The 8,037-nt window shown below is 68.0% G+C and carries 10 protein-coding genes; 8 read left to right on the top strand and 2 right to left on the bottom strand.

Annotated features, from left to right (window positions below):
- Window positions 1–14: 14 nt before the first annotated feature.
- Window positions 15–518, bottom strand: coding sequence for a GNAT family N-acetyltransferase (locus tag ACFY4B_RS28660; RefSeq protein ID WP_049649944.1), 504 nt, complete (start codon window positions 516–518; stop codon window positions 15–17).
- A 655-nt stretch (window positions 519–1,173) separates the two neighbouring features.
- Here ACFY4B_RS28660 and ACFY4B_RS28665 point away from each other — a divergent pair.
- The 8 genes from ACFY4B_RS28665 to ACFY4B_RS28700 all read left to right on the top strand — a co-directional run bounded on the left by ACFY4B_RS28665 (window position 1,174) and on the right by ACFY4B_RS28700 (window position 6,968).
- Window positions 1,174–1,374 carry a DUF397 domain-containing protein gene (locus ACFY4B_RS28665; RefSeq protein ID WP_117489128.1) on the top strand — a complete coding sequence of 67 codons (201 nt, stop codon included), beginning with the start codon at window positions 1,174–1,176 and terminating at the stop codon, window positions 1,372–1,374.
- Between the two features lie 205 nt (window positions 1,375–1,579).
- Window positions 1,580–1,792, top strand: a complete 213-nt coding sequence (locus ACFY4B_RS28670; RefSeq protein ID WP_117491901.1) for a hypothetical protein — start codon at window positions 1,580–1,582, stop codon at window positions 1,790–1,792.
- On the top strand, window positions 1,776–2,291 hold the full coding sequence (locus ACFY4B_RS28675; protein WP_117489126.1) for a DUF6879 family protein: 516 nt from the start codon (window positions 1,776–1,778) through the stop codon (window positions 2,289–2,291). Before ACFY4B_RS28670 ends, ACFY4B_RS28675 begins: the two co-directional genes overlap by 17 nt.
- Window positions 2,288–3,121 (top strand): helix-turn-helix domain-containing protein, encoded by an 834-nt coding sequence (locus ACFY4B_RS28680; RefSeq protein WP_387972689.1) that lies wholly within the window; start codon window positions 2,288–2,290, stop codon window positions 3,119–3,121. The genes ACFY4B_RS28675 and ACFY4B_RS28680 overlap by 4 nt, the downstream gene beginning before the upstream one ends.
- Before the next feature lie 98 nt (window positions 3,122–3,219).
- The gene (locus ACFY4B_RS28685) at window positions 3,220–4,122 is read left to right on the top strand and encodes a phosphotransferase (protein ID WP_387972691.1); all 903 of its coding nucleotides are present in this window, start codon (window positions 3,220–3,222) and stop codon (window positions 4,120–4,122) included.
- 4 nt (window positions 4,123–4,126) lie between these two features.
- The gene (locus ACFY4B_RS28690) at window positions 4,127–5,152 is read left to right on the top strand and encodes a hypothetical protein (RefSeq protein WP_387972694.1); all 1,026 of its coding nucleotides are present in this window, start codon (window positions 4,127–4,129) and stop codon (window positions 5,150–5,152) included.
- Window positions 5,153–5,162: 10 nt separating this feature from the next.
- Window positions 5,163–5,837: a histidine phosphatase family protein gene (locus tag ACFY4B_RS28695; RefSeq protein WP_387972696.1), complete on the top strand. Its 675-nt coding sequence runs from the start codon at window positions 5,163–5,165 to the stop codon at window positions 5,835–5,837.
- A gap of 9 nt (window positions 5,838–5,846) precedes the next feature.
- Window positions 5,847–6,968, top strand: coding sequence for a hypothetical protein (locus ACFY4B_RS28700; protein ID WP_387972699.1), 1,122 nt, complete (start codon window positions 5,847–5,849; stop codon window positions 6,966–6,968).
- A 274-nt stretch (window positions 6,969–7,242) separates the two neighbouring features.
- On the opposite strand, the gene ACFY4B_RS28705 is transcribed toward ACFY4B_RS28700, so the two are convergent.
- Entirely contained in the window at window positions 7,243–7,776 is a 534-nt protein-coding gene (locus tag ACFY4B_RS28705; RefSeq protein ID WP_074005475.1) for an NUDIX domain-containing protein, read from the bottom strand.
- Between the last annotated feature and the right edge of the window lie 261 nt (window positions 7,777–8,037).

The following is an 8,037-nucleotide window of genomic DNA, read 5'->3' on the forward strand; positions in this document are numbered from 1 at the left end:
GCCTCCGGGTCAGCTCACGCGTCGGGGTGTGCGGACAGGGCGAGCCAGTCAGTCCACGAGATCCCCCGGCCGAGGAAGCGCGGCTGCTCGAACGGCCAGTCGGCGGCGATCCACTGCGGCACCAGCGCGTCCAGGGCCCGCTCGACCTCGCTGCCCACCAGGTCGTCCACCACCCACCAGGCGATCTCGCCGTCGGCGCCGGCCTTCGCGGGCGGGTCGATGTAGACGCAGCCGAGCAGGGCCGTCTCCGCCTCGTCGAGCAGCGCGTAGTTGAACGACTGGTGGGCGGCGATCTCCTTCTCGTGCCGCAACAGGTCGGCCTGGTTGGCCTCGAAGGTCATGGTGGCCGCGGGCCAGCCCCAGGCCGGACCGAAGACGGTCCACAGCCGCTCGCGCGAACCCATCACGGCCGGATAGTCGAGCGGCGCGTCCGCCTCCCGGACCGGCCGCAGGTGGTGGCGCCCGCCGGGCAGCGGCACGTGGACGGGGTGGACGAAGTCATCGGGTAGCCAGCTCATGGCGCCCGACCGTAGCACCGTGCCGGCGCCCGCCCCCCTGGTTTTCTCCCCACCAACCGGACGATCCCGCCGCCCCGGCGCAAGGCTCGTCTCCACACCTTCCGCATCGAGCGCCCGGCCAGGTCCCGGAACCGCTCCCCTGCGATCCAATCGAAGAAGAACTCCTCAACGCTGCCCGCCACAGGCTCGACCCTGCTCCCGGTGAACCAGACATAGCCCTCAGCGGGTTCGACGCGGCTTCCCCGAAGTAGAAGAACCGCGACGCGTCCTCCAACTCCCCGCTCCCTCCAGCCCCTCTGCCCACTGCCGGTCGGCCAACTCGTCGGCCCGGTAGAGCCGTCACGAGTGGTCCCCGCCGAACCGAGCCGCCGTCCCCACCCTGCGGCACCTCACAGTCCAGGAGCCCCAACTCCCCCTGGTACACCGCCAACCCTCCAAGACGCCAGCCATCTCCCCACCCACCCCCAAGACAACAACCGCCTAAACTCTCGCGCGGGAAGTCGCCTGGGCCGACTTCCCGCGCAGAGAGCAACCTCTCGACCCTTACGCCAGGCATCCTGGGACACGGGCCGTCGCGGCAGCAGCAGCGCACGCACGGCAGAGGCTGTACCGAACCTGCTCCAGCCATCCGTCACACAGCGCCGGGAAGGTAGCCATGAAACAGCTCAACTGGCAGAAGTCGAGCTTCAGCGGCACCACGACCAACTGCCTTGAGATCGCCTCCGACAGTGAGCTGATCTACCTCCGCGAGTCCGACGACCCCACCACCGTCGTCACCACCACCCCCACCAAGCTCGCCGCCTGGCTCCACAGCGCCAAGGCCGGCGAGTTCGATCACATCACCATCAACTCCTGAAGCGGATCCTGTACGGCGGCCTCTTACTCCCCGCAAGAGGCCGCCGAGGACCACGGCTCCTCGGCGCCGTCCCCCGGATGGCCGCTGTTGGAGGCAAGATTCTTATTCCGGATCAGGAATATGCCCGATGCTGCGTGGACAGGCACCATCGGCAGCCCTAGCGTCGCTGATGGACCGGGAGGGACTCGACCCAAGAGGGGACGCCATGACTGAGAACCCGCAACTGACGCGCCTCACCGGAGTACTCAACGGCCCGGCCTGTGACGATGACGACTGTCCCAACGTCTACGCCACCGATCGAGAGACGTTCGTGTTCCAAGGCGACCACTTCACGGCCCTGAAGGTGCCCGCCGGGGAGTCCGCCGTCGAGATCCCCCGGCACGTCCTGGAGGAGGCCGTCCGTGCTCTTGGATGGTGACCAGTGGCGCACCCACTTCGACGGCTACCAGCACGATGCCTTCAGGTTCGAGGCCCAGCCCGCCTACACCATGCCCAAGGAGGCAGAGAACCTCGCACGTTTCCTGCGCGGGGAGCCGAAGCCGACCGAGCACAACGCGGCGTGGCACCGGCGGGTGCACGGCTTCGTCTCCTCCGGGCGGACGATCGGGCGCGTCCGCGTGGTGCGCCGACCCCTCACGGACTACCAGCGGTACCAGTTCGCCTGGGGCATCCCCGGCAACATCACCGCGGGGGAGGACATCCGGATCCTGGACGCAACCGACCGGGATCTCGGGATCCCCGACAAGGACTGGTGGCTGTTCGACGGCTCCTCGGCGGTCCACCTGAACTTCCGCCCTGACGGCACCCAGATCAACCGGGAACTGGTCACCGGCGACATGCACCAGTACCAGGAGTGGAAAGAGCTCGCCCTGGCCCACTCCGTGCCATTTCTCGAATTCCTGAACACGCTCGAGTGACACTCGACCCGGATCAGCTCGGCCGATCGAAGACGGATCTTGCCGAGACGCTCAGAAGGCTCCGCCTGGAAGCCGGTCTCACAGGAGACCGGCTTTCGGTGCGTTGCGGCATATCCCAAAGCAAGATCAGCAAGATCGAGACCGGAAGAATCACACCGAGCCTCGTTGACGTCGAACGGATTCTGAGAGCGCTCGGAGCGTCGGCCGAGCTGGTCCAGGAGATCTCATCGCTGACTCGGTTGGCGAACACCGAGTGGCAGGACAAGCGCGCTTCATGGAGACGGGGGATCGAGAAGCGCCAGGCAGAGCTGGCATCGTTGGAGGCGGATGCGACCGAGCTGCGGTACTTCCTGCCCGCGATGATCACGGGGCTCCTCGCCACACCCGACTACATCCGGGCCAGTCTGAGTCACTCCCCCGGCGACAAGACGCTTGTCATGGACCGGAAGCTGGAGCGCCAGTCGGTGCTCTACGACACGTCGAAGTCATTCACGTTCCTGCTCACGGAGCAGGCAGTGACATGGGGCCTGGTTCCTCCTCAGGCGATGGCCATACAGATCGACCGCCTCGCATCACTGAGTCATCTGCCGACCGTGCGAATCGGCGTAGTCCCGTACAGGGCGCCTCTCACCCGGGGCCCGATGAACACGTTCACGCTGTACGACGACCGCCTCGCCACTGCGGAGTCCTTCACCGGCCGTATCGTCTTTCGAGATCCTCGGGACATCCGGCACTACCGTGAGATCTTCGCCATGTTCGAGGAATCTGCCCTCTACGGTGACGAGGCCAGGGCTCAGCTCGGCGAGTGGTCGACGGCTTATCGCCGGTGATCTTTATTCACTGACAGGAATGCCGTTGTCGGGCCGTCCCCACACGTCTAGCTTGATGCTCGCGTTACGCCGCCGCTGCGTGGTGGAAGGACTGATCGATGAACGACTGGGATTTCGTGAAGAACAGGACCGCCACTGACGGGGCGGTCTGGAGATCGGCCGATGGCTTGTTCTACAAGCGGACCGGCGGCGAGGACCTCCGGGTGGAAGCCGAGTTCCAGCAACTGGCAGTCGCCCTGGGCTATCCCGTACCGGAGATCGTCGACAGCGGGTCCGACGACGGAGGCCACTTCGTCGTCGAACGGGCCATCGGCAAAGCCTCACTGCACGAGGAGGCGCTGGCACACGCCAACCGCGACGGGCGCGTCGGCGACCAGGTCATCAGCACGGCGGCTGCCGTCGCCTCGAAGCTGCTCCAGGCCCAGGCGCGCCATCCCCTGCCCGCGACGCCGTGGTTCGAGAAGGCTGCCTTCGCGACCGAAGTCCTCACGGAGAACCCGGACTTCGACACCCCGCGAATCCATGACGCGGTCGACCACGCCCTCGACCGGCTGGCCCGACTCCCCGTGGTGCACGGGCACTTGGACTACGGCCTGCCCAACATCCTCCCGGCCGGGGTCATCGACTGGCAGCACCACGGCCCCGTCCCGCTCGGCTACGACGTCTATCCCGCGCTCGACATCGTGGCCTTCAAGGGCGGCGGCAAAGGCTACTCGATCACCGCGGAACAGCGCGCCGCCTACACCTCCGCACTCGACGGGACCACCACATCCCTGATCGGCCGGCGGGTGAGCGAGCACCTGGGCGACTTCCTGCTCGTCAAGTGCTTCTTCTTCCTCGCCCTCATGCGGCCCACCGACCCCACGCGGCACGACAAGCACACCAAGTGGCAGTACCGCCGCGCCCTGTTCACGATGGGACTCGATCAGTATGAGTCGTCCGGCACGATCGACACCGGCACCTTCCCCACCTTCGAACGGTTCACCGCCGAACACCGGTAGTCCGTTGCCCTCCGTCCGTGACCGCGACTACCTGATGGACCACCACGGGGTCGTCTTCAAGGTCATCGGCGACAGCCACCCGGGCAGCCACTACCTCGGTTACGTCAAGTACCACCCCGACGAGAAGGGCGACCGCCGGCTCCTCGGCCGGACCTACCGGCAGAACAGCGTGGTGTCGAAGTCCTTCGGCATCCTGGCCGGCCGGCCCGAGTGCTACGTCTACTCCGACACCCTCGGCTGCGTCATCACCGGCATCCCCCGCGAGGACGTGGCCGTCCACTACCCCTGCCGCCAAGCCCTCGCCGCCATCCACGAGGCGCCCGGCGCGGTCGCCGACAATCCGGCGGGCAAGGACCTCCTGGCGATCACCGAGTGGATCACCTCGACCGACGCCCGGGGTCTGCTCGGCGTCACGGGCTCCTTCCTCGTCGGCTGCTTCAACGAACGCTCGGACATCGACCTCGTCTGCTACGGACCGGAGGGCTACCAGGCCGCCCAGGAACTGTTCCAGCGGACCGACCTGATCCGGCCGTACGACGGAGAGGACCTGACCAGGCTGTACCTCCGCCGGGCCAAGTACCTGGAGGGCAGTTCCTTCGACACGCTCATCAGGCAGGAACGCCGCAAGCTCCAAGGGCTCACCGCGGGGACCGGCGCGCACGTCAACTGCGAGCCCCTCCGCTCCGACCACGACCGGACCTTCGCCCGCTTGTCCTCCAAGGAGATCGGCGAGATCTCCCTCCTCGCGAAGATCACCGACCACACCGAGGGCCTCACCACCCCGGCCGTCTACGGGATCAAGGTCAGGACCATCCTCAGCTCGACCATCGACGAGCCCGACTCCTTCGCCCGCCGGATCACCCACATGCGCTCGTACCTCGGCGCCTACACCGGTGCCTTCCGGTCCGGCGACACCGTGCACCTGTCCGGCAAGCTCGTCCACACCCAGGACGGCGATCACAGCGGCTTCGGCATCGAACTCACCCCCTGGACCGTCAACGGCTCCTACGTCGCCAACCTCGCCGGATAGGACCCGCACCGTGACTCTGCTCGTCATCCGGCACGCCGAGTCCGTCGAGAACGCCGACAAGTACCGCGGCTTCTATCAGGACCCCCGCCCGTACAGCGGAGCCGCCGCACACACCATCTCCCGCACCGTCGTCGGCCTGACCCCGCGCGGCTTCCGCCAGGCCCAGTGGCTGGCCGGCGTCCTACCGCAGATCACCGGCCCGGAACCGCACGTCTACACCTCGACCTACCGCAGGACGGTCGACACCGCCGCGATCGCCCTGCCCGGCCTCCCCGACGGGTGGCCTCGGCAGACCGCGCTCCTGGACGAACAGCACTACGGCGACGCCACCTACATGACCAAGCGCGAGCTCTACGACAGCTATCCCGAACTCGCCGAGGACCGCCGCCTGCGCAAACACGTCTGGACCGCGCCGGGCGGAGGGGAGTCGCTCGCCGCGGGTGTACTCGACCGCGCCGCCGAGTTCGCCGCCCTCGCCCAGGCCGATCTCCAGGAACCACGCACCGTCATCGCCTTCACCCACCAGACCACCGTGGTGGCGCTCCGTTCCCTGCTCGAAGCCCGCATGCTGCCCGAGATCCTCGCCGAGGAGCGAAAGGGCAAGCTGCCCAACGCCGCGATCCTCCACTACGCGCTACGGGGCGGCCGGTTCACCCGGACGGGCACCACCACCCCGCCGATCTAGGAGGCACCCGTGCGGCACCTGTTCCTCAACGGGCCCGTCCAGAACGGCCCCTTCACCTTCGACACCCGCCCCGGCAAGGCCGTGGGCATCCACCTGGCCGCCGCCCTCAACGCCATCCTCGGCTCGCCGCCCGCGCCCCACCTGTGGAACACCGTCACCCTCGCCGGAGACCTCCGGCACCGCGAAGCCGCCGGGCCGAGGATCCCCCGTCAGCGGTTCGAAGCCGACCTGATCGAGGCCAAGTACAGCCACGGTCGATCCCCGGCCGGTGGGATCACGACCGATGCCGACGCCGAAGTCGCCGCCCTCGCACTGGAAATGATCGAGACGAACCTTCGCGCGGGCACCCTGACCATCAGCCCCGAGACCGTCCCCGTCTGCCGCACCTGCGGACACATGACCGGCAGCGGCAGCCACCCCTGCAAGGCCTGCGGCGGCACCGACACCCTGAACCGCACCGGTCTCCAGCTCGTCGCCGAACCCGCCAAGGACCGCCCCGTCCTCGACCGCTCGGACATCCACGCCAACCACCGCCAGCAGCCCAGGCACCTCCTGCACACCGCCGCCAACCTCCCGGAGCGGCTGGTCCTCTCCCGAACCCGCGACCACGGCATCGACCTCTCGCCCCTCGGCCTCGACGGCCTGGTCCTCGACCCACGGGTCGGCGTCCACACCACCGTCCTCGCCGCAGCCCAAAGGCACCGGGCAGAGGTGGCCGTCATGACCATCACCCAGAACGCCGCCAACCACATCGCCGCCCACGGCCGGCACTTCCGCCAACACGACGGCACCCGCCTCCAGTACACCCTCCACGGCCACCTCCCGTACGACCACATGGCGGGTCTCCAACCGCTGTACGAGGCGTACCGATCCACGCGGGCGCTCAGGGCGGGCTTCGAATCGTGGTTCCTGCCGCTCTTCTCCCTCCGGGCCAGGACCGTGACCCGGCCGGACCAGCTCCCGGCGCTCTTCAAGCACTACATGCGCGCGCACCTGGCCCAACCCGTGGACGTCGATGAGGAGATCATCGAAGCCGTACGGCGCTCGGTGGAGACCGGTGACACGGAATGGATCACTCGCAGGCCTGCACTGGCCAACGCGATGGCTGTCGGCGCAGGGCACTACGAGTAGAACGCGGGCTTCCGCAGCGGAGGGGTGGGCGTGGGGGCGGGGGGGTGGGAAACGGCCGGATCACTTGTCAGCGGTGGGAACAAGGAGCGGGTTTCAGGGGCGGCAGGTCGAGTTGGCGTGCGCGACCGCCACGGAAGCCGCCGATCTCGCGGCAGTGATCGAGTCCCCCCGAGTGGTCGCCCACCTCCAGGAGTTCCGCCACCTGCTCAGGCCCTACCGGGCCAATGCCTCAGTAGCGACGTTGGCCGACCGGATCACCAGTGCGGCCGGCTGATCAAAGGCCAGCCTCGTCCAGCAGCAGGTGGAGCACGCCCACGAGCGTGCCACTGCTGACGATCTCGCGACGGTTGATCATGCCGCGCAGATCGGACAGGGGAATCCACTCGATCCGGTCGGACTCGTTGCGCTCGGTCGGCGGTCCCACGTACTCCGCGGCGTCGGCCCGGAAGACGAAGTGCTCCGAGTCGGTGATCCCGTTCGCCGGCTGCGCGTAGATCAGCGGCTTCACGTCCGAGACCTTCCAGCCGGTCTCCTCCAGTGCTTCACGGGCCGCAGCCTCCGCCGGGGTCTCATCCGGCTCGACCAGGCCCATCGGGAGTTCCCAGGCCCAGGTGTCGGTGATGAAGCGGTGCCGCCACATCATGAGGACCTGCTTCTCGCTGTTCACGATGGCGGCCACGGCCAGGTGCCGCAGCTTGACCACGTGGTACTCCCAGCGGCGCCCGTCAGGCTGCTCGACGTCGGCCAACCACAGGTTCACCCAAGGGTTCTCGTAGATCGGACGTTCCCCGTGGATCTTCCACTGCATCGCTGCGACCCCTCTCGACGGACCATCAGCATGCCAGACGCCGCAGGCTGGGCAAGCGGCTTCCAACCCGTTTGCGTCACACTGACGAATAGGGGCACCTTGCTCGCAGCCGTGGGGCCCAGGAGCCGCCAAACCGATCGGGAGGACAGCGTGCGTAGGAAGTCGGCGGGGCCGACTTCCCACGCACGCAATGAGGTTGGAGCCGCGTCGCCCGGAACCGCGCACCCCAAACTACCCCACCGGGCCGGGGGGGGGGTGGGT

The sequence above is a fragment of the Kitasatospora sp. NPDC001261 genome, assembly GCF_042896795.1.
Lineage (GTDB): Bacteria > Actinomycetota > Actinomycetes > Streptomycetales > Streptomycetaceae > Kitasatospora.

Coding starts and splice junctions, on each gene's coding strand:
- ACFY4B_RS28685 (WP_387972691.1), top strand. CDS start 3,220: ATGAACGACTGGGATTTCGTGAAGAACAGGACCGCCACTGACGGGGCG.
- ACFY4B_RS28665 (WP_117489128.1), top strand. CDS start 1,174: ATGAAACAGCTCAACTGGCAGAAGTCGAGCTTCAGCGGCACCACGACC.
- ACFY4B_RS28705 (WP_074005475.1), bottom strand. CDS start 7,776: ATGCAGTGGAAGATCCACGGGGAACGTCCGATCTACGAGAACCCTTGG.
- ACFY4B_RS28660 (WP_049649944.1), bottom strand. CDS start 518: ATGAGCTGGCTACCCGATGACTTCGTCCACCCCGTCCACGTGCCGCTG.
- ACFY4B_RS28670 (WP_117491901.1), top strand. CDS start 1,580: ATGACTGAGAACCCGCAACTGACGCGCCTCACCGGAGTACTCAACGGC.